This window comes from Sphingomonas aurea (genome assembly GCF_030678875.1).
GTDB classification, from domain to species: domain Bacteria; phylum Pseudomonadota; class Alphaproteobacteria; order Sphingomonadales; family Sphingomonadaceae; genus Sphingomonas; species Sphingomonas aurea.
The window spans coordinates 69,027-88,898 of record NZ_JAUUDS010000010.1; the positions used below are offsets into that span (position 1 = coordinate 69,027).

Consider the following 19,872-nt stretch of genomic DNA (forward strand, 5'->3'; position numbering starts at 1 on the left):
CGCCGCCGATCGCGCCCCTGTCTCTGTCGGCGTCTCCGTCGGCGCCGAGCGCCTGACCCGCCGGATGGCGCGGGGCGCCGCGTTCCTGGGCAGCGAGGTCGCGATCCTGGGCGGGGCGATGTCGTGGGTCAGCGAGCGCAATCTGGTAGCCGCCATCTCGAATGCCGGCGGCTTCGGGGTGATCGCGTGCGGGGCGATGACGGTGGACCTGCTCGACCGCGAGATCGCCGCGACGAAGGCGCTGACGACCAAGCCGTTCGGCGTCAACCTCATCACCATGCATCCCGACCTGATGGACCTGATCGCGGTGTGCGGGCGCCACGGCGTCGGCCATGTCGTGCTCGCCGGCGGACTGCCGCCCAAGGGGTCGCTGGAGGCGATCAAGGCGACGGGGGCGAAGGTGATCTGCTTCGCCCCGGCGCTATCGCTGGCAAAGAAGCTGATTCGCTCGGGCGTCGACGCGCTGGTGGTCGAGGGGATGGAGGCAGGCGGCCATATCGGCCCGGTATCCACCAGCGTGCTGGCGCAGGAGATCCTGCCCGAGGTCGCCGATCAGGTGCCGGTGTTCGTCGCTGGCGGCATCGGCCGGGGTGAGGCGATCGCCGGCTATCTCGACATGGGGGCAGCGGGGGTCCAGCTCGGCACCCGCTTCGTCTGTGCGACCGAGTCGATCGCGCACGCCAATTTCAAAAAGGCGTTCATCCGCGCCTCGGCCCGCGACGCGGTGGCGAGCGTCCAGATCGACCCGCGCCTGCCGGTCATCCCGGTGCGTGCACTGAAGAACGCTGGCGGCGAACTGTTCACCGCCAAGCAGCGCGAGGTCGCCCAGGCGCTCGACGAGGGCGGCGTCGCCATGGCCGAGGCGCAGTTGCAGATCGAGCATTACTGGGCCGGCGCGCTGCGCCGTGCGGTGATCGACGGCGATGTCGAGCATGGCTCGGTGATGGCCGGCCAGTCGGTCGGCATGGTCACGCGCGAGGAGCCGGTGACCGCGATCATCGCCGAACTGATGGCCGAGGCCGCCGCGGCGCTGGACAAGCGCGCCGCCTGAAATTCCCTGCAATCGCTGAATGTTGAGACCGGTGCGGCAATTTGCCTCACCGGTGATGCCGCACGTCGGCTTGACGCGGCGTCGATCCGCGCGCCTAATCTAGGTGAACGGCGGATGAACGCTGTTCGGTAAGGCGCGGTAGAGGGGAATAGCGGACAACTGGTTCTCACAAATCGGGCCGTAATTCAGGGGGTTGAACATGGGGTACGGGTTCGTGCTGGCGGTGGGGACCGCCGCATCGCTGCTCGCGGGAACGGTGTCTGCGACCGCCGCCGCTCAGGAAACGTCGCCGGCGGCAGGCATCGTCCCGGCCGTCGCGTTCGTTGAGGATGCGGAGCCGGTGATGCCGGCCGGCGGGTCGCCCAACTTCGTGCCGCCGGCCCGCGATGCCGCGGGCTATGCCACCCCGAATCGCAATCTGTCGCCCGAGGAGATGATCTGGCATGTCCGCGTCGCGCTGAACGTCGCGGCGCTTGGCTGTCGCGGAGCGGACGGGCCGGAGATGGTCAACGGCTACAACGCGCTCCTGACCGCGGACAAGGACCTGCTGGCCAGCGCCTCCACCGCGATGGGCGCCCGCTACAAGGCGCGCTATGGCAGTGCGTGGCAGGCGCGGCACGATGACGCGATGACCAAGCTCTACAACTTCTGGGCACTGCCGCCGGTGCAGGCGAAGTTCTGCGGCACCGCTCTCCTGGTACTGCGCGAGTCCGCCACGGTGCAGCCGGCAGCCTTCGCGGCCTTTGCGGCGCAGGCGCTGCCGCGGCTGGAGGCGCCGATGATCGCGTTCTTCGGCGAGTTCGATGCCTATATCGGCGCGCGCGAGGCGTGGCGTACCCGCCGCGCCCGTGCCCAGATCGCTGCGGCGGTCCCCACCACGCCCGGCGCGGTCCAGGCTGCCGTCGTCTCGCCGGCGCCGGGACAGGCAGTCGCGGTCGTCACGCCGCTCGCTGCGCCGCCGGCGATCGTGCCGGTCCGCGCCGGAGCGGGCGAGCCCTGATCCGCGATCACGGTTGAACCAGCCGGCTGAGGGATCTTCGCGGGACTTCGGCGATGGTCCCTCGCTGGCACCTCTTCCGCTGTCATCTCGGGCTGGTCCTGCTTTCACCGGTTGCAGGGGAATGCTTCAGACCGGCTGGATCACACCCTAGCGGATCGGCGAGCCGATCGACCAGCGGTGCCCGAACGGGTCGACGACCTGGCCGTAGCGATCGCCCCAGAACTGCTCGCCGACCGGCATGGTCAGCGTCGCGCCGGCCCGCACCGCGCGATCGGCCCAACGGTCGGCATCGTCGACCTGCAGGTGGATCGTCACACCCTGCGGCGGCGGCTCGTCATGGCCCATCCATTCCGGAAACTCGTCCGACAGCATCAGCCAGCCGCCGTTGATGCGCAGGCCGGCCTGCATCAGCCGCTGCCCGTCCTCGGCGACGTTGCGCTCGGTCACCGTCGCGCCGAACGCGCGCTGGTAGAAGTCGAGCGCCTCCATCCCGCGTCGCTGGCGGATCGTCAGGAACGGGGTCACCCCCGTGGTCGGCCGCTCGGTCATCGCATTCTCCCCTGTTGCCCTGGCCATGATGCTACGCCGCGCAGGGATCGACGCCAACCGGGTTCCTTCAGTCGGATTAACCGGTTAACGGAGCTGTCATGACGGCCGTGGATCAGCCGAGCGAGGGACGCTTCGTCGACCGGGAGCACCGCTTTCCGGTCCGCGTCTATTTCGAGGACACCGACCTGTCGGGCGTCGTCTATCACGCCAATTACCTGCGCTACATGGAGCGCGCCCGCTCGACGATGCTGCGCCAGGCCGGGATCGACCAGCGCGCCGTGCACGAGGCGGGGGAGGGGGCCTATGTCGTCGCCGACCTCCAGATCCGCTACCGCGCGCCGGCACGCCTCGACGACGCGCTGCTCGTCGCGTCGCGCGTCGTCGAAGTCGGACCGGCGCGCGTGGTCATTCATCAGACAGTCAGGCGCGACGCGCTTGTGCTTACCGACGCCCGCGTCGTCGCCGCCCTGGTGACGCCTGCGGGACGGCCGCGGCGCCAGCCGCGCGCCTGGACGGACATCTACCAGCGCTTGCTGTGGCAGGGGGCCCACGAATGAATCCGGTGTTCAACATGGAATCGGCGACGCTGTCGCCCGTCGCGCTGTTCCTGCAGGCGGACTGGGTGGTGAAGCTCGTCATGCTCGGGCTGGTGCTGGCCAGCATCTGGACCTGGGCGATCATCCTGTCCTTCTCCGCCCGGGTCCGCCGCACCCGCAAGGAGATGGCCAAGTTTGAGCGCGAGTTCTGGAAGACCGACGATATCGACGCGTTCCACCGCGCCAAGGCCGACAGCGACCTGCCGTCCGCCCGCGTCTTCGCGGCGGGCGTGCAGGAATGGCGTCGCTCGACCGCAGGCAAGTCGATCGACCGCGACGGCACGCGCGAGCGGCTGGCGACGTCGATGGGCGCCGCCGTCGCGCTGGAGGTGGAGACGCTGTCCGATCGGCTCAACATCCTGGCGACAGTCGGCTCGGTCGCGCCGTTCGTCGGGCTGTTCGGCACCGTCTGGGGCATCATGCGCAGTTTCACCAGCATCGCGCAGGCGCAGAACTCGTCGCTGGCGGTGGTCGCGCCGGGCATCGCCGAGGCGCTGTTCGCGACCGCGATCGGCCTGTTCGCGGCGATCCCGGCGGTGATCGCCTACAACCGCTTCAGCCACGGCGTGAACAAGGTCGAGGCGGGGTTGAACCGCTTCGCCGACGGGTTCCACACCACCCTGTCGCGCCAGCTCGACGACGAGCGCTGAGGGAGGCTCCGCGATGGCGATGAACCTGCCCTCCCACCGCCGCGGCCGCCGCGCGCCGATGGCGGAGATCAACGTCACGCCGCTGGTCGACGTGATGCTGGTGCTGCTCATCATCTTCATGGTGACGGCGCCGCTCTTGACCGCGGGCGTGCCGGTGAACCTGCCCGACGCGCGTGCCAAGGCGCTCGATCAGGACCAGAAGCCGATCCAGCTGTCGATCGACCGCCAGGGCAAACTGTTCCTGGGCGAGGACGAGGTGACCGAGGCGGCGCTGCCCGCGAAGCTGGAGGCGCTGCGCGCCGGCGGCACGGCGGAGCAGCCGCCGCAGGTCTATCTGCGTGCCGACCGCGCGCTCGATTATGGCCGGGTGATGCGGGTGATGGGCGAGCTGAACCGCGCCGGGCTGAACCGCGTCGCGCTGCTGACCGTCGAGAGCAACTGATGGAGCGGGGCGAGAAGATCGCGCTGGGAGCAGCGGTCGCGGGGCACGTCGTGCTCTTCGGCCTGCTCTCGGTCGGCTTCCTCGCTACCCCGAATCCCGAGCAGCTGACCGCCAAGCCGATCGAGGTGTCGCTGGCGGAGGATGTCGCGCTGGAACAGGCGTCGCCCAATCCCACTGCGGAGGCCGCGCCCTCGGTGGCGCCGGAACAGGGCGCGCCGGAGGATGCCGCCGCGCCCGAACCCGCGCCGCCGGAGCCTGCGCCAGAGCCGGCGCCGCAACCCGCCCCCGCGCCGCCGCAGCCCCGCCCCGAACCGGCGCCGCGCGCCGCCCGGCCCGCACCGGCGCCGGTCCCCGCACCTAAGCCCAAGCCGCAGCCACGGCCGACGCCCGCGGCCGAACCGAAGCCCGCGCCCACCAAGCCAGCGCCCAAGGCCGCGCCGGCAAAGCCTGCCCAGACCGCGCCCGCCAGGCCGGCGGCGACGAAGGGCAGCGGCAAGTCGCCGACCGCAACGGCGTCGCGCCCGCGCGGCTCGCGGCTGGGCGACGATTTCCTCAAAGGGCTGAGCGACCGCGACACGCCGAGCCGGACCGAGGCGGCGCCGGCCGCGAAGATGGGCGCGCAGGCTGCCGCGGATATCGGCTCAGCGATCCTGCGCCAGGTCCAACCCTGCGCCAATCGGCAGGTCACCCCCGGTCCGGGCGCCGAGCGCATCCGCGTCGCGATCAACCTGAAGCTCAATCGCGACGGCAGCCTCGCGGCGCGCCCGCGCGTCGTCGGGCACAGCGGCGTCGACGGCGACAACGAGCGCTATGTCGCGCGGGTCGACGACCTCGCCATCGCCACCTTTGTTGGATGCTCGCCGCTGCGCGGGCTTCCCGAAGAGCTTTACGACGTTCAGAATGGCTGGAGCAGTTTCACGCTCCGCTACAAGCTGCCAGGATAGGATGCCCATGTTCCGCCTCTCGCTCGCCTTCGCGCTCCTCGCCTCGACCGCTGCCGCGACCGCACAGCAGCCCGCGCCGGCTCCCGCACCGCAGGGACAAGCGCAAGGGCAGGGCGACGGCGGCCTGGTCGTCGATGTCGAGGGCGGCATCAGCGCGCCGACGCCGATTGCGATCCCCGTGATGCCGACTGCTGCGGTCGTGAACACGCCCGCCGGATCGACCGACACGCTGGGGCGCCAACTCTCGGAGATCATCGCCAACGACCTGCGCGGCTCGGGCCTGTTCACCCCATTGGCGCCGGCCCAGTTGCGCGCGGTCGCCTTTCCGGAAGTGACCGCACCGTCGTTCGACTATTGGCGCTCGACCCAGGCGCAGGCGCTGGTCCAGGGCTATATCCGCGCCAATGGCGATGGGACGCTGACGGTCGGCTGCTACCTGTTCGACGTGTCGGCGCAGCGCGAGCTGGTGAAGCAGGGCTTCGTCGTGCCGCCCGCCGACTGGCGCCGCGCCGCGCACAAATGCGCCGACACCGTCTATTCGCGCCTGACCGGCGAGGGGCCGTATTTCGACAGCCGCATTGTCTATGTCTCCGAAACGGGACCGAAGGCGAAGCGGATCAAGCGCCTCGCGATCATGGACCAGGACGGCGCAAATCACCGCTTCCTGACCAACGGTCAGGCGATCGTGCTGACCCCGCGTTTCGCGCCGAACCAGCAGTCGATCGTCTATATGAGCTATGCGGGCCGCATCCCGTCCATTTATGTCTACGATATCGGTTCGGGGCGGCAGCGACTGGTGGCGCAGAATGTCGCCACCACCTTCGCGCCGCGCTTCTCGCCGAACGGGCAGTGGATCCTGTTCTCGATGGCGACCAACGGCAATACCGACATCTACCGGGTGTCGAGCCAGGGCGGCACGCCGCAGCGGCTGACCACCTCGCCCGGCATCGACACCGGCGGCAGCTACTCGCCCGACGGGTCGAAGATCGTGTTCGAGAGCGACCGCTCGGGCGGCCAGCAGATCTATGTCATGAACGCCGATGGATCGAACCAGCAGCGGATCAGCTTTGGCGGCGGGCGCTACGCCACCCCGGTGTGGAGCCCGCGCGGCGACCTGATCGCCTTTACCAAGCTGGCCGGCAATTTCCGGATCGGCATCATGTCGCCATCGGGCGGCGGCGAGAAACTGCTGACCGACGACTGGTCGGACGAGGGGCCGAGCTGGTCGCCCAACGGCCGCGCCATCACCTTCTATCGCTCCGGTCGGGGTGCCGGCGGCACGGCTACGCTGTGGGTGGTCGACCTGACCGGCGTCAACGAGCGCCGCGTACCCACCCCGCTCAGCGGTTCCGATCCTGCCTGGGGTCCGCTACGTCCTTGATTCGACGACCATTACATGAAGGGAGACATTGTATGGCCAAGCTGAAGACCACGCTTCTCGTTGCCGCCTGCGGCCTGGCGATCGCCGCCTGCGCCAAGAAGCGGCCCGAGGTGCTGCCGCCCGCGCCGGTGGAGACGCCCGCGACCGAGACGCCGACCGGCCCGACCGGCCCCGCCACCGGGGAGGTGACGCCGGGTTCGGCCGCCGATTTCCAGCGCTCGGTGACGTCGAACACCGTGCTGTTCGGGCTTGACCAGTACGACATCGATCCGGCCGCGCGTGCGATCCTCGACAGCCAGGCGCAGTGGCTGGTCCGCTATCCCAACGTCCGCATCACTATCGAGGGGCATTGCGACGAGCGCGGCACGCGCGAGTACAATCTCGGCCTGGGCGATCGCCGCGCCAATGCCGCCAAGAACTATCTCGCGGCAAAGGGCATTGCCCCGGCGCGGATCACCACGATCAGCTATGGCAGCGAGCGTCCTGCCGCGACCGGCTCCGACGAGCAGGCCTGGGCGCAGAACCGCCGCGCGGTGACCATCGTTCTGAACTGACGCCCTGAACTGGCGGGCGGTCCCTCGCGGATCGACGAACGGCCGGCCGGGATCCTCCCGGTCGGCCGTTCTGCTGTGCGGCAGGCTCTTGCCAATTCCGATATTAGATATTAAAGTGATATCATAATAAAGGGGAGCTGCAGGGATGACGATTTCCAACCTAACCGCCTCTCGCGAGACGCCGGCCTCGACCGCCAGCGGGCTGGCGATGCTCGGATTGCTCGCTCTCCTGGTGGTGGGCGCCATATTCTCGGTGTTCCAGCTGGCGAACGACCTCTGGCCACCGATCCTGTCGCTGATCCCGATCGTGCTGGTGACCGCGGCGGTGTTCATCGCATGCGGCTTCTACATGCTCCAGCCCAATCAGGCGGCGGCGATCACGCTGTTCGGCGCCTATCGCGGCACCGACCGGGCCTCGGGCCTGCGCTGGGTACTGCCTTGGCTGATCCGCCGGGTGATCTCGGTCCGCTCCAACAACGTCATTTCCGAGCGGATCAAGGTCAACGACCTGCGCGGCAATCCGATCGAGATGGCGGCGCAGGTCGTCTGGCGCGTGACCGACACGGCGCAGGCGCTGTTCGACGTCGACGACTACCGCGCCTTCGTGAACGTGCAGATCGAGGCGGCGGTACGGACGATCGGCTCGCGCTATCCCTATGACGATTACGAGCATCAGGAGGTGACGCTGCGCGGCAATCACGACCAGGTCGGCGGCGAGCTGCGCGCCGAACTGATCGCGCGCCTGTCGGTTGCCGGCATCACCGTCGACGAGTGCGGCTTCACCCATCTCGCCTATGCGTCGGAGATCGCCGGCGCGATGCTGCGGCGCCAGCAGGCCCAGGCGGTCGTTGCCGCGCGGCAGACGCTGGTCGAGGGTGCGGTGGGGATGGTCGAGATGGCGCTGGCGCAGCTGTCGGCCAAGAATGTCGTCGAACTGGACGACGAGCGGCGTGCGGCGATGGTGTCGAACCTGATGGTCGTGCTGTGCGGCGAGCGCGACACCCAGCCGGTCGTCAATGCCGGGTCGCTCTATCAGTAATGGCCGCCCCGCCGCGCAAGTCCTTCCCACTCCGCCTCGATCCGGCGCTCCATGCCGCGATCGAGCGGTCGGCCGCGGGCGACCTGCGCAGCATCAACGCGCAGGTGGAATGCCTGCTGCGCGAGGCGCTGGCCCGGCGGGGCGTGAAGCTGGACGCGCCGGCGCCGGTAAAGCGGGGTCGGCCGGCAAAGGAGAGCGACGATGCGGGATGACGATGCGTGGTTCGTACCGAAGCGATTCGGTTTCGGATTCCGGCCGGCGAACTGGCGCGGCTGGCTGGCCACGATCCTCTATCTCGCCATCGTCCTGACTCTCGCCAACGCGCCGCTGCGGCCGGATGTGCTGCGCGGGGCGCTGATCGCGATCGTGACCGCCGGATATCTCGTGCTGGCGGCGCATCACACGCGTGGCGGACTGGCGTGGCGCTGGGGCGAGAAGGACCGATGATGATGGCCGCATTGGCGCTGGTCGACGCGGTTTCGACCTTCGTGACTAACCCAGCGCCGAGTCGAGCAGCCGCGCCAGCCGCAGTCCGCCCTTGACCACCTCGCCGCGCAGCAGCGGCACCAGCTGCGCGACATCGGCGTCGGTCAGCTTCAGCCGCGCGGGGGTCGGCTGGCACGGGTCGCCATGCATCGCGGTGGCATAGGCGGTGCGCGCCGCCTGCCAGCTCTCACGGCTCCAGTCCGTGGTGGTGCCGGCGGCCAGCCGGCGGCGGGTGGCGAGGGGATAGCGCTTCACCAATGGCGGAGGGGTGGATATGGCGCGTTCCGCCAGCAGCCCGTCCCAGATCGAGTGGAGGTTCATCCGCGCGGGCGCGTAGATGCCGTAATCGGCCTTGGCCTCGTTGCCGCCCTTGTCGCCCTTGTCCCCGGCATGGAGCGGCTGGTGCAGGTCGCCGACAAAATGGACGAGGAACGCCAGCGCCATGACCCGCGCCCTGGGGGTTGCGTGGCGGTCGGCGAGGATCGCGCGCTGGCGGTCGATCTGGGTCGACACGCAGTCGCCATCCTTACAGGCAGGGACAAGGTCGAACGGCTCGCAGATGTTCACGTTCTGATAGTGCCAGCTATACGCATAGCCGAAGCGGCTCTTGCCCTCGGCGTCCTTCAGCGGCTTGACGCAATCGGGCCAGACGCTCGCCTGCTCGATGGTGCGCGCCGGGCAGGTCGGGGTATTGAGCGTCTTCTCGGCGGCAAGGATATGGCGGATCGCGGTGCGGGTCGCGGGCTTGATATTGTCCCAGGCGATGGCCGCGACCGTCTCGTGGCCATATTCCCAGAAGGCGGCGGCGGGACTGGCGACCAGCATCGCCGCGACCAGCGCCAGCAGCGCGCGAAAGATGCTCATGCCTCGTCTCCGAAGATCGCGACGATTCGCTCGCCGTCGGCGGTGGCCATCGCCCGGTACATGCCGGGAGTGGTGAAGCGCCATGCCGCCGCCCCGTCCGGCGCGGCGACGATGACGCCGCCGGTGCCGCCCATCGCGCGGATCTCGGCGAGGACGGCTGCGGCGGCGGTGCCGATATCCTCGCCCAGATGGCGGACGCGCGCGTCGACTGCGTGACCGGCGGCGGCGCGGATGAAGAACTCGCCGGAGCCGGTGGCCGAGAAGGCGCAGCCGCGATCGTCGGCCCAGGTGCCCGCGCCGATCACCGGCGAATCGCCGATCCTGCCCCAGCGCTTGCCGGTGACCCCGCCCGTCGAGGTGGCGGCGGCGACATGGCCGGCGGTGTCGCTGGCGACCGCGCCGACCGTGCCGAACTTCATGTCGACATCGAACGCGTCGCCGCCATCGGCCAGCATCGATTCCAGCTGCGCCCGCCGCTCGGGAACCTCGAACCAGTCGGGCGCGACCTGTTCCAGTCCGTGCGTCTCGGCAAAGCCGTCCGCACCGGCCCCGGCGAGCAGGACATGGGGGCTGTGCTCCATCACCGCGCGGGCGAGCGAGATGGGGTTGCGCGTCCGGATCACCCCGGCGACCGCGCCCGCGCGCCGGTCGCGCCCGTCCATGATCGCGGCGTCCAGCTCGATCCGGCCGTCATGGCCGAGCGCCGCGCCGCGACCGGCATTGAAGTGGGGATCGTCCTCCAGCACCCGGATCGCCGCCCCGACCGCGTCCAGCGCGCTGCCATCGGCGGCGAGGACCGCCGCGCCTGCGTCCAGCGCGCTATGCAGGGCGGCACGCGCACCGGCCTGGGCGGCGTCGGTCAGCGTGTCGGGCGTGATCCGCCCGGCACCGCCGTGCAGCATCAGCGTCCAGCGGGTGGGCGAGGGGGCGTCGGTCATCATGGTCCGCCAAGTCATTGGATAGGCGCGCCGCCTAGCAGATCGGACGCCGCTCGCCACGGTCTTCCTGTCGTCATGCGGAACGCGTATAGGGAGGCCATGTCTATCAGGCCCTGGCGCGACATCGTGCGCCGTCCCTGCCGCCAGATCATGGTCGGCAACGTGCCCGTCGGCGGCGATGCGCCGGTCACCGTCCAGACGATGACCAACACGCCGACCAGCGATCCCGTCGCGACGATCGACCAGATCCGCCGCTGCGAGGATGCCGGCGTCGACATCATCCGCGTGTCGTGCCCGGACGTGGAAAGCACCGCTGCGCTGGGCAAGATCGTCCGTGCCGCTCGGGTGCCGATCGTCGCCGACATCCACTTCCACTACAAGCGCGCGCTGGAGGCGGCGGACGCGGGGGCGGCGTGCCTGCGGATCAATCCCGGCAATATCGGCTCGTCGCAGCGCGTGGCCGAGGTGGTGCGCGCCGCCAAGGCCAATGGCTGCGCGATCCGCATCGGCGTGAACGGCGGGTCGCTGGAGAAGCACCTGCTGGAGAAATATGGCGAGCCGTGCCCGGACGCGCTGGTCGAGTCGGCGCTCGATCACATCAAGCTGCTCCAGGATCACGACTTCCACGAATACAAGGTCGCGGTGAAGGCGTCGGACCTGTTCCTCGCGGTCGCCGCCTATCAGCAGCTGGCCGAACAGGTCGACTGCCCGCTGCACCTGGGCATTACCGAGGCGGGCGGCTTCGTCGGCGGCACGGTCAAGAGCGCGATCGGGATGGGCAGCCTGCTCTGGTACGGCATCGGCGACACCATCCGCGTCTCCCTGTCGGCCGAGCCCGAGGAAGAGGTGCGCGTCGGGTTCGAGATCCTGAAGGCGCTGGGTATCCGCAACCGCGGCGTCCGCGTGGTGTCCTGCCCCAGCTGCGCGCGCCAGGGCTTCGACGTGATCCGCACCGTACAGGCGCTGGAGGAGCGGCTGACCCATATCCGCACGCCGATGTCGCTGTCGGTGCTGGGCTGCGTCGTGAACGGTCCCGGCGAGGCGCGCGAGACCGATATCGGCGTGACCGGCGGCGGCAACGGCAAGCACATGGTGTACCTGTCCGGCGTCACCGACCACCATGTCCAGGACGAAGGGATGATCGACCACATCGTCCGGCTGGTCGAGGCCAAGGCCGCCGAGATCGAGGCCGCGGACGCCGCGCGCGCGGTGGCGGCATAGTCGCCGCCTGCCTTTTCTCTCCGGCCCGGTGACCTCCCCCGCGCGCACCGTATCGCCTGCGGTGGCGTTCGCCGTCGCGGCGGCGGGGATCGGGCTGTTCTCGATCATGGACGCGTTCATGAAGTCGCTGGTGCTCGGCATCGGTGTCTACAATGCGCTGTTGTGGCGAACGGGGCTCGCGACGATCATGGCTGGCGCCGCGTGGCGGATCGGTGGCGGGCAGCGACCGGGCGCACGGGCGCTGCGGCTCCACCTCGCGCGCGGAGTCGTGACCGCGACAATGGCGACGCTGTTCTTCTGGGGGCTGGCACGCGTGCCGATGGCACAGGCGATCAGCCTGACCTTCATCGCCCCGATCCTGGCGCTGCTGCTGGCCGCGATCGTGCTGGGCGAGCGGGTCGGGCCGCGCGTCGCCGGCGCCTCGGTCGTCGCGCTGCTGGGGGTACTGGTCATATTGTCCGGCAACGCGCGCCTGACGCTGGCGGCAGAGGCGTGGCTGGGTTCGATCGCGATCCTCGTCTCCGCGCTGCTCTACGCCGTCAACCTCGTCATCGCGCGGGTCCAGTCGCAGGCGGCGCGGCCGGCCGAGATCGCCTTTTTCCAGTCGGCGGTGGTCGTAGCGGTCCTGGCCGTCGCCGCGCCGTAGCTGGCAGTCCCTCCGCCAGCAAATGCCTGGCCGAAGCTGGTGATCGCGGCGGCGCTGGCGACCGGATCGCTCTCGCTGCTCGCCTGGGCCTATGCCCATGCCGACACCGGCTATCTCGCGGCGAGTGAATATACGTCATTCGTCTATGCGGCGCTGCTCGGCTGGATGGTGTTCGGGGAGCGGCTGTCGCCATGGACGGTGGCCGGCACGATGGTGATCGTGACCGCGTGTCTGTATTCGGCGCGCCGCCGCCCTGCGGCTGTCGCTCAGCCCGAGGTGCCGTGATGATCCTGATCCGCCCGGCCACCCCCGCCGACGTCGCCACCATCCTAGGCTTCGTCCGCGATCTCGCAGCATTCGAGCGCGAGCCCGACGCGGTCACCGCGACCGCGCCGATGCTCGCCGAGGCGCTGTTCGGTGCGTCTCCCGCGGCCGAAGCGGTGATCGCCGAGCGGGAAGGGGAGCCGGTCGGCTTCGCCTTGTTCTTCCACAATTTCTCTACCTGGACCGGGCGGCGCGGCGTTTATCTGGAGGACCTGTACGTCACCCCCGCCGCCCGCGGGGCAGGCGTGGGCACCGCCCTGCTGCGGCATCTGGCCGGCATCGCGGTCGATCGGGGATGCGCGCGGTTCGAATGGTCGGTGCTCGACTGGAATGCCGACGCCATCGCCTTCTACCGCGCGATGGGTGCGGTCGGGCAGGAGGAATGGACGGTGCAGCGTGTGTCGGGGGCCGCCCTCCACCGGCTAGCCGCGCGATGAGCCTGGACCTGGGCCTGGTCGAGTGGGCCGCCGAGGCGGTGACGCCGCTGGGATCGCCATCGTTTCACCGGATGATGGGCGGCGCCACCCTGTACTGCGACGGCGTCGCCTATGCGATCGTCGCGCTCGACGCGCTGTGGTTCAAGGCGGATCGGGAAACCGATGCGGCGTGGGACGCGGCTGGGGCGGAGCGCTTCACCTACCCGCGCAAGGACGGAACGGTTGCGACGATGAACTATCGCCGTGCGCCCGACGCGTGCCACGACGACGAGGATGCGTTTCGCGAATGGGCCTCGCTGGCGCTGGAGGCCGGGCGCCGGGCAGCCGCCAAAAAGGCTGCCCGGCGCCGGTAAATCACTCCGTGCGGCCGGCGATGTCGTCGGCGTCGTGCGGATCCTCGCCCTGCGCCTTGGCCTGCTCGTAACGGTCGATCGCCTCCAGCGTGATGCGGCGCGCCTCGTCGGCGTCGCCCCATTTGCCGACGCGGACCCACTTCTTCTTCTCCAAGTCCTTGTAGTGGGTGAAGAAGTGCTCGATCTGCTCGAACACGATCTCGGGCACATCGGCGCGGCCGCCGACATTGGAGTAATAGGGGAAGACCGCGTCGACGGGCACGCAGACCAGCTTCTCGTCGCCGCCGGCCTCATCCTCCAGGTTCAGCACCGCGATCGGGCGGGCGCGGACGACGCAGCCGGGAATGAAGGGCGAGCGCGCGATCACCAGCGCGTCGAGCGGATCGCCGTCCGGCGACAGGGTGTGCGGCACGAAACCGTAATTGGCAGGGTAGCGCATCGGCGTGTGGAGGATACGATCGACGAACAGGGCACCGCTGGCCTTGTCGAACTCATACTTCACCGGCTCGCCGCCGGTCGGCACCTCGATGATGACGTTCAGGTCGTCGGGCGCGTTCTTGCCCACCGGGATCAGGTCGATACGCATTGGGTTCCCTGTGCTTTCTTGCTCGGTCCGGCGTCTAGCGGCGGAGCCTTGCGGTGTCGTTACCGTGCGCGGCGCCTAGCGCGGTGCCGGCGCTTAGTCGATTGGCGAGTTGACGCGCCCTGTCCCGGTTCGCCCGGATCAGCTGCCGCCGATGACGTTCACGGTAAACGCCAGCACGCCCAGGTTGAAGATGAAGGCGACCAGCGTGTGGCCCAGCACGACACGCCTGATCCGCGACGACCCGATCGTGACGTCGGATGTCTGGAAGGTCATGCCCAGCGTGAAGCTGAAATACAGGAAGTCCCAGTAATCCGGTGTCGGATCACCCCCCGGAAAGTCGAGCCCGCCCGCGTCGCGCCCATCCGCCTCCGAATACCATAGATGGGCATAGTGGAGCGCGTAGACGGTGTTCGAGAACAGCCAGGCGAGGACCAGCGTCGCGATCACGAGCGCGATCGTCAGCCCGTCATTCCGCCCCTTCAGCTCGCCGGCGACCGCGATCAGGATCACCGCCATGGTGATGCCGGCGAATCCCAGCAGCACCGCGCGGTTGGCGTCGTTGTCGCGCGCCGCCCGCCGCATCCGTGCCGGCTCACCGTGCGACAGAAGCGTGGCGAGCGAGGTCAGGAAGACCAGTGCGGCGAGGTCGAACGCGATCATGATACCGCGCCCGCGCCCCAGCCACGCGATCGTCGCAGGCAGTGCCGCGGCCAGTACCAGCACGAACAGGACAAATCGTGGCGGCGCTACCCGCTGGCCCAGTCCCCACCATCTGCGTGTCGTCATCGGCGGGGTGCTAGCGCGTGGGCAAGGTTCCGCCTAGATAGCGCGCGTTTATGGCCCGGATCGAAACCCCCAAGCGCGTGCGCGGCACGCAGGATATCTTCGGCGACGAGCAGCGGCGCTTCGCCCACGTCCTCGCCACGTTCGAGCGGGTGAGGGCGCTCTACTGCTTCCAGCGGGTCGACGTGCCCGTGTTCGAGGCGACCGAGGTCTTCGCCCGCTCGATCGGCGAGACAACCGACGTCGTGTCGAAAGAGATGTACACCTTTCCCGATCGTGGCGGCGACAGCCTGACGCTGCGGCCGGAGTTCACCGCGGGCCTGGCGCGCGCCTATCTGACGGAAGGGTGGCAGCAATATGCGCCGCTGAAGCTGGCGACGAGCGGCCCCGTGTTTCGCTACGAGCGCCCGCAAAAGGGGCGCTATCGCCAGTTCCACCAGATCGACGCCGAGGTGATCGGCGCGCCCGAACCCGCCGCGGATGTCGAGCTGCTGGTGCTCGCCGACCAGCTGCTGCGGGAGCTAGGGATAGAGGGCGTGACCCTCCAGCTGAACACGCTGGGCGATGCGGAAACGCGCGATGCCTGGCGGCAGGCGCTGGTCGACCATTTCGAGGCACACCGCGCCGAGCTGTCCGAGGACAGTCTGACAAGGCTGGCCAAGAACCCGCTGCGCATTCTCGATTCGAAGGACCCGCGCGACCGGCCGACGGCGGACTCGGCGCCCGACATCGACGCGTTCCTGACTCCGGAGGCGCGGGTGTTCTTCGACGCGGTGACGGCGGGGCTGGACGCGGCCGGGGTGGCGTGGACGCGCAACCCGCGGCTGGTGCGCGGGCTGGATTACTACCGTCACACCGCGTTCGAGTTCGTGACCGACCGGCTGGGCGCGCAGGGAACGGTGCTGGCGGGCGGACGCTACGACGGGCTGATCGAGTCGCTCGGCGGGCCGGCGACGGCCGGGGTCGGCTGGGCGGCGGGTGTCGAGCGGCTGGCGATGCTTTTGCACGACGTAGCGCCGGGTCCCATCAAGATCGCAGTCGTGGCTGACCAACCAGACTTGGAGCGCGTCGCAATTCGTGTTTCCAGAGTTCTGCGTGAGGGTGGCATTGTTATTGACCGGTCTTTTCGAGGCAGTGCCAAGAAGCAGGTTGAAGCGGCAAAAAAGCGCTATCTTGACGGTGTGCTATTCGTCCGAGATGGAAGCGAAGTTTTCTACCTACAGCAGCTCAGTAATCGGTATGACCGCGACGAATATGTTCGTGATGTGATCGGGCCAATGCTCGGCCGCATGGAAGGCGAGGGGGCGGCACCTCTGTGACCCCCATCTCCCCCGACCGAATCGCCCAGATCGAGGCACGGCGCGACGAGCTTGCGGCGCTGATGGCGACCGGCGACCTGCCGGGCGACCGCTTCGTCGCGGTGTCGAAGGAATATGCCGAGCTGGAGCCGGTCGCACAGGCGGCGGGCGAGGTGCGGCGGCTGCGGCAGGAGGCCGACAGCCTGGCCTATATGGCCGAGGATTCCGAGGATGACGAGCTGCGTGCGATGGCTGTCGACGAGCTGCGCGACAACAAGCAGGCGCTGGAGACGGCGCACCACCGCCTCGCCCTTGCCCTCCTTCCGCGCGACGCGGCGGACGAGCGCGCAGCGATGCTGGAGATTCGCGCCGGCACCGGCGGCGACGAGGCGGCGCTGTTCGCCGGCGACCTGTTCCGCATGTACCAGCGCTATGCCGAGCGGCAGGGCTGGCGGGTCGAGCTGATCTCGGCCAGCGCCTCCGATGCGGGCGGCTACAAGGAAGTCGTCGCCAGCGTGACGGGGCAGGGGGTGTTCGCCCGGCTAAAGTTTGAGAGCGGCGTCCACCGCGTGCAGCGCGTGCCCGCGACCGAGAGCGGCGGGCGCATCCACACTTCCGCCGCGACGGTCGCAGTGCTGCCCGAGGCGGAGGAGGTCGACGTCCAGATCGACGAGGCACGCGACCTGCGCATCGACGTCTATCGCTCGTCCGGGCCGGGTGGCCAGTCGGTCAACACGACCGATAGCGCGGTCAGGATCACCCATCTGCCGACCGGGCTGGTGGTGATCCAGCAGGACGAGAAGTCGCAGCACAAGAACAAGGCCAAGGCGCTGAAGGTGCTGCGTACCCGGTTGTACGAGGCGGAGCGCGAGCGGCTCGCGGCGGAGCGATCGGGCACGCGGCGCGCGATGGTCGGCTCGGGCGACCGGTCGGAGCGGATTCGCACCTACAACTTCCCGCAGGGGCGGGTGACCGACCATCGCATCAACCTGACCCTGCATCGCCTGCCGGAAATCGTGGCGGGTGAGATGGACGAACTGCTCGGCGCACTGATCGCGGAGGACGAGGCCGAACGCCTGGCGAGTTTGGATGCGGCGTAGGCCGGCCTGTCGCGCGCCGCGACAGGACCCGGCCAAGCCCGGCCGGCGGGGGCAGAGCCCCCGACCAACGCCGCGACTTCGCCGCCGCGCCACCACGCCATGACCACCGCCCGCCAGGCGCTGGCCGTTGCCACCGCCCGTTTCGGCTTCTCCGCAACCCCGCGCCTCGATGCCGAACTCCTCCTGGCCCACGCGCTCGGCATCGAGCGCTCGGTCCTGCTGCTCGACCTTGACCGCGCCGTTCCTGCGGCATTCGCCGCACTGGTCGAGCGCCGCGCCGCACACGAGCCGGTCGCCTATATCACCGGCTCCCGCGGCTTCTGGACGCTCGACCTAGCGGTCGGTCCCGGTGCGCTGATCCCCCGCGCCGACAGCGAGACGCTGATCGAGGCGGCCATCGCACATTTCGCGGATCGCCCGCCCACTACCATCCTCGATCTCGGTACCGGTCCCGGCACGCTGCTGCTGACGCTCCTCGACATCTGGCCCGACGTGCGGGGCATTGGCGTCGACCGGTCGGCGGCGGCGCTCGGCTATGCCCGGCGGAATGCCACGATCGCGGGGGGGCGTGCCATGCTGGTACAGGGTGACTGGGCGACGGCGGTCGCCGGACGCTTCGACCTGGTGGTCGCGAACCCGCCCTATATCGCCACCGGCGCTACCCTGCCGCCGGAGGTCGCCGGCTTCGAACCGGCGGCCGCGCTGTTCGCCGGGCCGGAGGGTCTGGACGACTATCGCCGGCTCGCCGCCATGCTCCGTGCCTGCGTCGCGCCGACCGGAGCCGTGCTGCTGGAGATCGGCTTCGATCAGGCGGATGCCGTCGGTGCGTTGCTGGCGGAACAGGGATTCGCCACCCGCCTCCACCATGACCTGGGCGGCAATCCGCGCGTCGTGCTCGCCGTGGCGCGCGGCGGCGCTTGAAGGCGGGTGGCCCGGCTCCCATATTTTGCTTGTAGGGCAAGGCCTGCGGTCGCTATGGAAGGACCGGGGCACGCGACATCGACGGAATGTATTTGGACATGCCGTCCGGCCGCGACCCGCACCCGTAAACCCGATGTCGTCGCTGTTCGGCGGCTCCGGTGGCTCCGGCCGCGCCGTCGCGCAGGCTGGATGGGTAGCGAGCCCGTCGTGGCCGGGAGCCCGTTTCGCATATGATACCGTTGGATGTCTGGAAGGGACGATCAGCTTGATAAACAATCGGCAGGCCGGGCGCCGTCGCGGCCGTGGTGGTAACAACGGTGGCAATGGCGGCAACGGCCCGCGTCAGGGCGGGCAGGGACGCGGCGACAACGGCAACCGCATCGACAGCCGCGCGCGCGGCAACGCCAACCAGCTGTACGAGAAGTACAAGAACTTGGCCGCCGACGCGCAGCGTCAGGGCGACCGCGTCAACACCGAATATTATCTCCAGTTCGCGGATCATTATTTCCGCGTGCTGAGCGACCAGCGCGGTCGCTTCGAGGAGCAGCAGCCGCGCCGCCAGCAGTTCGACGACAATGACGGCGACGAGGAGTTTGGCGACGAGGGCGAGCCGATCCGCTCCGGAGAGCAGGCCGAGGCCCCCCGCAACGACCGTCCGCAGCGCGAGGCGCGCGAGCCGCGCCAGTATAACGACCGGCCGCAGGGCGAGCGCCAGAACGGTGCCGAGCGTCCGCGCCGCTGGGAGCGCGAGGAGCGTGCCCCCCGCCAGCGCGAGAACGAGGCCGAGGTCGGGGGCCAGCATCGTGCCGATCCCGTCGTCCCCGGCGAGGATCTGGTCGAGCGGGCCGAGCAGGTCATCGCCGCCGATGCGCCGCTGGGTGTCGAGCAGGCGCCGCGCCGGCGTGGCCGCCCGCGGCGCGATGCCGCACCGGTCATCGACGCGCCTGTCTCGAACGGTGGCGGCGAATCGGTGTCGAACGGTTTCGAGGCGGATCGCCTGCCGCCGGCGTTGAACGTCGCCATGCCAGCCAACGATGCCGATGGCGACGGCGATGCCCCCAAGCCCCGCCGCCGCCGCGCCCGCGCTGCCGCGGCGACGGATGTCGCTGCGGACTGATTCTCACGATCAGCTAAATTCGCCAGAGGGGCTGCTACCGTCGGACGGTGGCAGCCCCTCGTCGTTCAGGATCAGTCCAGCCGCTCGACATCCTCGTCATGGCCCGTGCCGGAGCTGAGGAACGCCAGCCCCATCAGCGCGCCGGCCAGCGACACCGACCCGCCGACCCCGCCGAGCACCGCCAACATGGTGACGAGGTGCAGCGGACCTTGCACATGTGCCATCACCATGATGACCCCGGCGGAGCAGGCAGCTCCGGCGGTGGTCATCCAGGCGAGAATCAGGCGGAAGCGCCGCCATGCGAAGGCGGCATAGCTAGGGTCGTTCAATCCACCGGGTTGCTCGTTCATGCGCGGGACCATGCGTGGCACAGGGCCGAACCTCAACCCCGTCACGACATGCCATCGAGGGCGCCCAGGAGGGGCGCAGGGGCGCCAAGAACGCCGCCAGGAACTTTTTTCGTTTTTCTGCAACAAAAGGGTTTGACGGACCGGAACGCCTCCCCTAGATGGGTGTCACCGCAGCGATGGACCGGATGGTTCTTGCAGCGGTCGCCGAAAACCAGATCGCGGGTCTTCTCGAAGGAGGGGGC

Annotated in this window: 27 protein-coding genes; 20 read left to right on the forward strand and 7 right to left on the reverse strand. The window is 69.4% G+C overall.

Annotated elements, in window-relative coordinates:
• The first annotated feature begins 64 nt into the window (after positions 1-64).
• Both Q5H91_RS15100 and Q5H91_RS15105 read left to right on the forward strand, forming a co-directional pair.
• Positions 65-1,051, forward strand: coding sequence for an NAD(P)H-dependent flavin oxidoreductase (locus tag Q5H91_RS15100; protein WP_305174306.1), 987 nt, complete (start codon positions 65-67; stop codon positions 1,049-1,051).
• 199 nt (positions 1,052-1,250) lie between these two features.
• Entirely contained in the window at positions 1,251-2,051 is an 801-nt protein-coding gene (locus Q5H91_RS15105) for a hypothetical protein (RefSeq protein ID WP_305174275.1), read from the forward strand.
• A 147-nt stretch (positions 2,052-2,198) separates the two neighbouring features.
• On the opposite strand, the gene Q5H91_RS15110 is transcribed toward Q5H91_RS15105, so the two are convergent.
• Positions 2,199-2,600, reverse strand: coding sequence for a VOC family protein (locus Q5H91_RS15110; RefSeq protein ID WP_305174276.1), 402 nt, complete (start codon positions 2,598-2,600; stop codon positions 2,199-2,201).
• Positions 2,601-2,698: 98 nt separating this feature from the next.
• Here Q5H91_RS15110 and ybgC point away from each other — a divergent pair, with 98 nt between their 5' ends.
• The 9 genes from ybgC (at position 2,699) to Q5H91_RS15155 (ending at position 8,653) form a co-directional block, all read left to right on the forward strand.
• The gene (gene ybgC, locus Q5H91_RS15115; RefSeq protein ID WP_305174277.1) at positions 2,699-3,157 is read left to right on the forward strand and encodes a tol-pal system-associated acyl-CoA thioesterase; all 459 of its coding nucleotides are present in this window, start codon (positions 2,699-2,701) and stop codon (positions 3,155-3,157) included.
• Complete coding sequence (gene tolQ, locus Q5H91_RS15120) at positions 3,154-3,846, forward strand: protein TolQ (protein WP_305174278.1); 693 nt, start codon at positions 3,154-3,156, stop codon at positions 3,844-3,846. The genes ybgC and tolQ overlap by 4 nt, the downstream gene beginning before the upstream one ends.
• A 13-nt stretch (positions 3,847-3,859) precedes the next feature.
• Positions 3,860-4,288: a protein TolR gene (gene tolR / locus Q5H91_RS15125; RefSeq protein ID WP_305174279.1), complete on the forward strand. Its 429-nt coding sequence runs from the start codon at positions 3,860-3,862 to the stop codon at positions 4,286-4,288.
• Positions 4,288-5,232, forward strand: a complete 945-nt coding sequence (tolA, locus tag Q5H91_RS15130) for a cell envelope integrity protein TolA (protein WP_305174280.1) — start codon at positions 4,288-4,290, stop codon at positions 5,230-5,232. Before tolR ends, tolA begins: the two co-directional genes overlap by 1 nt.
• Before the next feature lies 1 nt (position 5,233).
• Complete coding sequence (tolB, locus tag Q5H91_RS15135; RefSeq protein ID WP_305174281.1) at positions 5,234-6,613, forward strand: Tol-Pal system beta propeller repeat protein TolB; 1,380 nt, start codon at positions 5,234-5,236, stop codon at positions 6,611-6,613.
• 32 nt (positions 6,614-6,645) lie between these two features.
• Positions 6,646-7,167: a peptidoglycan-associated lipoprotein Pal gene (gene pal, locus Q5H91_RS15140; protein WP_305174282.1), complete on the forward strand. Its 522-nt coding sequence runs from the start codon at positions 6,646-6,648 to the stop codon at positions 7,165-7,167.
• Between the two features lie 145 nt (positions 7,168-7,312).
• Entirely contained in the window at positions 7,313-8,206 is an 894-nt protein-coding gene (locus tag Q5H91_RS15145) for an SPFH domain-containing protein (RefSeq protein WP_305174283.1), read from the forward strand.
• Complete coding sequence (locus Q5H91_RS15150) at positions 8,206-8,418, forward strand: type II toxin-antitoxin system antitoxin (protein ID WP_305174284.1); 213 nt, start codon at positions 8,206-8,208, stop codon at positions 8,416-8,418. Before Q5H91_RS15145 ends, Q5H91_RS15150 begins: the two co-directional genes overlap by 1 nt.
• Positions 8,408-8,653 carry a hypothetical protein gene (locus Q5H91_RS15155; RefSeq protein ID WP_305174285.1) on the forward strand — a complete coding sequence of 82 codons (246 nt, stop codon included), beginning with the start codon at positions 8,408-8,410 and terminating at the stop codon, positions 8,651-8,653. The genes Q5H91_RS15150 and Q5H91_RS15155 overlap by 11 nt, the downstream gene beginning before the upstream one ends.
• Positions 8,654-8,698: 45 nt before the next feature.
• Here the strand turns inward: Q5H91_RS15155 and Q5H91_RS15160 are convergent, their stop codons facing one another.
• Together Q5H91_RS15160 and Q5H91_RS15165 are read right to left on the reverse strand one after the other, a co-directional pair.
• A complete protein-coding gene (locus Q5H91_RS15160) occupies positions 8,699-9,556 on the reverse strand; it encodes a S1/P1 nuclease (protein ID WP_305174286.1) in 858 nt (285 codons plus the stop codon).
• Complete coding sequence (locus Q5H91_RS15165) at positions 9,553-10,494, reverse strand: isoaspartyl peptidase/L-asparaginase family protein (RefSeq protein WP_305174307.1); 942 nt, start codon at positions 10,492-10,494, stop codon at positions 9,553-9,555. The genes Q5H91_RS15160 and Q5H91_RS15165 overlap by 4 nt, the downstream gene beginning before the upstream one ends.
• A gap of 99 nt (positions 10,495-10,593) precedes the next feature.
• Between Q5H91_RS15165 and ispG the strand changes: the two genes are divergently transcribed.
• From ispG to Q5H91_RS15190, 5 genes are read left to right on the forward strand one after another with little or no spacing between them, the layout of a single operon-like run.
• Positions 10,594-11,715 (forward strand): flavodoxin-dependent (E)-4-hydroxy-3-methylbut-2-enyl-diphosphate synthase, encoded by a 1,122-nt coding sequence (gene ispG / locus Q5H91_RS15170; RefSeq protein WP_305174287.1) that lies wholly within the window; start codon positions 10,594-10,596, stop codon positions 11,713-11,715.
• A gap of 28 nt (positions 11,716-11,743) precedes the next feature.
• Positions 11,744-12,361 (forward strand): EamA family transporter, encoded by a 618-nt coding sequence (locus Q5H91_RS15175; protein ID WP_305174288.1) that lies wholly within the window; start codon positions 11,744-11,746, stop codon positions 12,359-12,361.
• Positions 12,362-12,646 carry an EamA family transporter gene (locus tag Q5H91_RS15180; protein WP_305174308.1) on the forward strand — a complete coding sequence of 95 codons (285 nt, stop codon included), beginning with the start codon at positions 12,362-12,364 and terminating at the stop codon, positions 12,644-12,646. It begins immediately after the preceding gene.
• Complete coding sequence (locus Q5H91_RS15185) at positions 12,646-13,122, forward strand: GNAT family N-acetyltransferase (RefSeq protein WP_305174289.1); 477 nt, start codon at positions 12,646-12,648, stop codon at positions 13,120-13,122. Before Q5H91_RS15180 ends, Q5H91_RS15185 begins: the two co-directional genes overlap by 1 nt.
• Positions 13,119-13,475, forward strand: coding sequence for a TfoX/Sxy family protein (locus tag Q5H91_RS15190; RefSeq protein WP_305174290.1), 357 nt, complete (start codon positions 13,119-13,121; stop codon positions 13,473-13,475). The genes Q5H91_RS15185 and Q5H91_RS15190 overlap by 4 nt, the downstream gene beginning before the upstream one ends.
• 1 nt (position 13,476) lies before the next feature.
• Here the strand turns inward: Q5H91_RS15190 and ppa are convergent, their stop codons facing one another.
• Positions 13,477-14,061, reverse strand: a complete 585-nt coding sequence (gene ppa, locus Q5H91_RS15195; RefSeq protein WP_305174291.1) for an inorganic diphosphatase — start codon at positions 14,059-14,061, stop codon at positions 13,477-13,479.
• A 138-nt stretch (positions 14,062-14,199) separates the two neighbouring features.
• Complete coding sequence (locus tag Q5H91_RS15200) at positions 14,200-14,847, reverse strand: DUF1345 domain-containing protein (protein ID WP_305174292.1); 648 nt, start codon at positions 14,845-14,847, stop codon at positions 14,200-14,202.
• 50 nt (positions 14,848-14,897) lie between these two features.
• Here Q5H91_RS15200 and hisS point away from each other — a divergent pair, with 50 nt between their 5' ends.
• The 4 genes from hisS (at position 14,898) to Q5H91_RS15220 (ending at position 19,280) form a co-directional block, all read left to right on the forward strand.
• Complete coding sequence (gene hisS, locus Q5H91_RS15205; protein ID WP_305174293.1) at positions 14,898-16,163, forward strand: histidine--tRNA ligase; 1,266 nt, start codon at positions 14,898-14,900, stop codon at positions 16,161-16,163.
• Positions 16,160-17,242, forward strand: a complete 1,083-nt coding sequence (gene prfA / locus Q5H91_RS15210; protein ID WP_305174295.1) for a peptide chain release factor 1 — start codon at positions 16,160-16,162, stop codon at positions 17,240-17,242. The genes hisS and prfA overlap by 4 nt, the downstream gene beginning before the upstream one ends.
• Before the next feature lie 99 nt (positions 17,243-17,341).
• Positions 17,342-18,163 carry a peptide chain release factor N(5)-glutamine methyltransferase gene (gene prmC, locus Q5H91_RS15215; protein WP_305174296.1) on the forward strand — a complete coding sequence of 274 codons (822 nt, stop codon included), beginning with the start codon at positions 17,342-17,344 and terminating at the stop codon, positions 18,161-18,163.
• A gap of 265 nt (positions 18,164-18,428) precedes the next feature.
• Positions 18,429-19,280: a DUF4167 domain-containing protein gene (locus Q5H91_RS15220; protein ID WP_305174297.1), complete on the forward strand. Its 852-nt coding sequence runs from the start codon at positions 18,429-18,431 to the stop codon at positions 19,278-19,280.
• 71 nt (positions 19,281-19,351) lie between these two features.
• Here Q5H91_RS15220 and Q5H91_RS15225 read toward each other — a convergent pair whose 3' ends face one another.
• Both Q5H91_RS15225 and Q5H91_RS15230 read right to left on the reverse strand, forming a co-directional pair.
• Positions 19,352-19,630: a hypothetical protein gene (locus Q5H91_RS15225; protein WP_305174298.1), complete on the reverse strand. Its 279-nt coding sequence runs from the start codon at positions 19,628-19,630 to the stop codon at positions 19,352-19,354.
• 41 nt (positions 19,631-19,671) lie between these two features.
• Positions 19,672-19,872 (reverse strand): hypothetical protein (locus tag Q5H91_RS15230; protein WP_305174299.1); only part of this gene is annotated, 201 nt, incomplete at its 5' end.

Bases quoted from the DNA above. Each gene is read 5' to 3' on its own strand.
- Q5H91_RS15100 (WP_305174306.1), top strand. From the start codon at position 65: ATGGCGCGGGGCGCCGCGTTCCTGGGCAGCGAGGTCGCGATCCTGGGC.
- Q5H91_RS15105 (WP_305174275.1), top strand. From the start codon at position 1,251: ATGGGGTACGGGTTCGTGCTGGCGGTGGGGACCGCCGCATCGCTGCTC.
- Q5H91_RS15110 (WP_305174276.1), bottom strand. From the start codon at position 2,600: ATGACCGAGCGGCCGACCACGGGGGTGACCCCGTTCCTGACGATCCGC.
- ybgC (WP_305174277.1), top strand. From the start codon at position 2,699: ATGACGGCCGTGGATCAGCCGAGCGAGGGACGCTTCGTCGACCGGGAG.
- tolQ (WP_305174278.1), top strand. From the start codon at position 3,154: ATGAATCCGGTGTTCAACATGGAATCGGCGACGCTGTCGCCCGTCGCG.
- tolR (WP_305174279.1), top strand. From the start codon at position 3,860: ATGGCGATGAACCTGCCCTCCCACCGCCGCGGCCGCCGCGCGCCGATG.
- tolA (WP_305174280.1), top strand. From the start codon at position 4,288: ATGGAGCGGGGCGAGAAGATCGCGCTGGGAGCAGCGGTCGCGGGGCAC.
- tolB (WP_305174281.1), top strand. From the start codon at position 5,234: ATGCCCATGTTCCGCCTCTCGCTCGCCTTCGCGCTCCTCGCCTCGACC.
- pal (WP_305174282.1), top strand. From the start codon at position 6,646: ATGGCCAAGCTGAAGACCACGCTTCTCGTTGCCGCCTGCGGCCTGGCG.
- Q5H91_RS15145 (WP_305174283.1), top strand. From the start codon at position 7,313: ATGACGATTTCCAACCTAACCGCCTCTCGCGAGACGCCGGCCTCGACC.
- Q5H91_RS15150 (WP_305174284.1), top strand. From the start codon at position 8,206: ATGGCCGCCCCGCCGCGCAAGTCCTTCCCACTCCGCCTCGATCCGGCG.
- Q5H91_RS15155 (WP_305174285.1), top strand. From the start codon at position 8,408: ATGCGGGATGACGATGCGTGGTTCGTACCGAAGCGATTCGGTTTCGGA.
- Q5H91_RS15160 (WP_305174286.1), bottom strand. From the start codon at position 9,556: ATGAGCATCTTTCGCGCGCTGCTGGCGCTGGTCGCGGCGATGCTGGTC.
- Q5H91_RS15165 (WP_305174307.1), bottom strand. From the start codon at position 10,494: ATGACCGACGCCCCCTCGCCCACCCGCTGGACGCTGATGCTGCACGGC.
- ispG (WP_305174287.1), top strand. From the start codon at position 10,594: ATGTCTATCAGGCCCTGGCGCGACATCGTGCGCCGTCCCTGCCGCCAG.
- Q5H91_RS15185 (WP_305174289.1), top strand. From the start codon at position 12,646: ATGATCCTGATCCGCCCGGCCACCCCCGCCGACGTCGCCACCATCCTA.
- Q5H91_RS15190 (WP_305174290.1), top strand. From the start codon at position 13,119: ATGAGCCTGGACCTGGGCCTGGTCGAGTGGGCCGCCGAGGCGGTGACG.
- ppa (WP_305174291.1), bottom strand. From the start codon at position 14,061: ATGCGTATCGACCTGATCCCGGTGGGCAAGAACGCGCCCGACGACCTG.
- Q5H91_RS15200 (WP_305174292.1), bottom strand. From the start codon at position 14,847: ATGACGACACGCAGATGGTGGGGACTGGGCCAGCGGGTAGCGCCGCCA.
- hisS (WP_305174293.1), top strand. From the start codon at position 14,898: ATGGCCCGGATCGAAACCCCCAAGCGCGTGCGCGGCACGCAGGATATC.
- prmC (WP_305174296.1), top strand. From the start codon at position 17,342: ATGACCACCGCCCGCCAGGCGCTGGCCGTTGCCACCGCCCGTTTCGGC.
- Q5H91_RS15225 (WP_305174298.1), bottom strand. From the start codon at position 19,630: ATGAACGAGCAACCCGGTGGATTGAACGACCCTAGCTATGCCGCCTTC.